Source organism: Actinomycetota bacterium (genome assembly GCA_030682655.1).
GTDB lineage: Bacteria > Actinomycetota > Coriobacteriia > Anaerosomatales > JAUXNU01 > JAUXNU01.
Window position 1 is genome coordinate 1 of the sequence record JAUXNU010000203.1, and the last position, 1,761, is coordinate 1,761.

The following is a 1,761-nucleotide window of genomic DNA, read 5'->3' on the forward strand; positions in this document are numbered from 1 at the left end:
GGCCGTCCAGCACCGTGCGTTCAGGCGGGTCGCCTCAGCCTACGACCTTTCCGCCGAGGAGTTCCCGCCCGTGCGTGAGGGACTCGACGCCCTGGAGGCTCTCTTCGATTCGCGAGCCATCTTCCTCAAAGCTGTCGCGAAGAGAGGCGCTCATGGTCGCTCTCGAGGATATGCATCCTGACGTCGCGCGCTACGAGCTCTTCACGGGTGCCGAAGCCCGTGCACCTCTCACCCTCTACTTCAAGCTTGGTTACCGCATCTTCAGGCGAGAGACCGTCGGATCAGGCATCGAACTGGTGTGGCTCGAGAAGCGAAGGGGTGGCGCTCTGCGATGACCGTGCCTACCCGCGTCCCTCGGAGCCTTGTAGACTGCGACGTATGACCGACGACACCAACTCGCTCATCGATTTCGTCACCGCTGTGTCCGGCGAGACCTACCTCAAGGTCGAGGAGGACCTCGGTGACGGCTTCGTACGTCTTCGCATCTCCGAAGCGGAGCGTCGGCAGGCCAAGCACGACATTCGGAGCTTCGAGGACGTCGTCGTCGAGTTGCTTCGCAACGCGCGTGACGCCCACGCTCAGCGCATCTTCGTCGCCAGCACTCGCGAAGGCGATATCCGCACGATGACCGTGATCGACGACGGAGTTGGAATCCCCGCTGGCTTGCATGAGCGGGTCTTCGAACCCCGCGTAACGAGCAAGCTGGAATCGATGGTCGTAGACCGCTGGGGAGTCCACGGGCGCGGCATGGCCCTCTTCTCGGTGCGTAGCAGCGTCGTGTCCGCGTCGATCGCCGCGTCTGACGCGCACAAGGGCACGGCAGTCGTGGTGGTCTCGGACCCGATCCACCTCACGGAGCGGGCAGACCAGTCCTCATGGCCAGTGGTCGAACGCGACGAGGCTGGCGCCCTCACCGTGACACGAGGGCCTCACAACGTCGTTCGCCGTACTCTCGAGTTCGCATGCGAGCATCCGGGGATCGACGTGTACCTCGGATCGCCCGCCGAGATACTCGCAACCCTTCACGGGGTCGCCCGATCCGAATTCGACCCTACTGGACTGCTGTTCTGTGACGACCCTGAGCGACTTGCGGTCTGGCAGCGCCCCGCCGCGAGTTCGGACGCTGCCGATCTCGTCGACATAGCGCGCGCCATCGGCCTGGCGGTTTCGGAGCGCACTGCCCACCGCGTGCTCGCAGGCGAACTTGTGCCCCTCGACACAGTGGTTCACCAGGTGCTCAGCGACGACGAACCCGAACCGGTCACCGCGCAGCCCGACATCTATCGCGATCGCCGAGGACTGCACATCCATCACACCGACCTCGGCCAGTTCAAGCGCGACCTCACGCGTGCGTTCGACTCTCTTTCCGAACGCTACTACCTCCACTTGCGGGGGGAACCGAAGATCACCATCGGACGCGACGGAATCCGCGTGCGCTTCGATGTCGACAAGGAGGAGTGACCAGGAGCAGTCGCGCTCATCTGTACGCTATACTGAGGCCAGACCAGCGCAACGCTTGACGCAGCACTCTTTTCAGCAGCGACGCACCCCGCCGTGTACGCACGGCCCGCAGCCAATGACGCCCCAGCGGAGGAAGCAGTGGAAGTCCTCAAGGTCTCCAGCAAGTCCAACCCCAATTCCGTTGCCGGAGCGCTCGCCGGGATCATCCGCGAGCAGGGTGCCGTCGAGATTCAGACAGTCGGTGCGGGCGCACTCAATCAGGCCGTCAAGGCGGTCGCGATCGCTCGGGGATTCATCGCT

At 64.1% G+C, this 1,761-nt stretch carries 4 protein-coding genes; all 4 read left to right on the plus strand.

The annotated features are described in order from the left end of the window. Positions 1-181 (plus strand): hypothetical protein (locus Q8K99_13295; GenBank protein MDP2183529.1); only part of this gene is annotated, 181 nt, incomplete at its 5' end. Continuing rightward, positions 153-335: a hypothetical protein gene (locus tag Q8K99_13300; GenBank protein ID MDP2183530.1), complete on the plus strand. Its 183-nt coding sequence runs from the start codon at positions 153-155 to the stop codon at positions 333-335. The genes Q8K99_13295 and Q8K99_13300, both read left to right, overlap by 29 nt. Before the next feature lie 43 nt (positions 336-378). After that, positions 379-1,461 (plus strand): ATP-binding protein, encoded by a 1,083-nt coding sequence (locus tag Q8K99_13305; GenBank protein MDP2183531.1) that lies wholly within the window; start codon positions 379-381, stop codon positions 1,459-1,461. A 138-nt stretch (positions 1,462-1,599) separates the two neighbouring features. Then, positions 1,600-1,761: stage V sporulation protein S (locus Q8K99_13310; GenBank protein ID MDP2183532.1), on the plus strand; the 162-nt coding region annotated here is incomplete at its 3' end.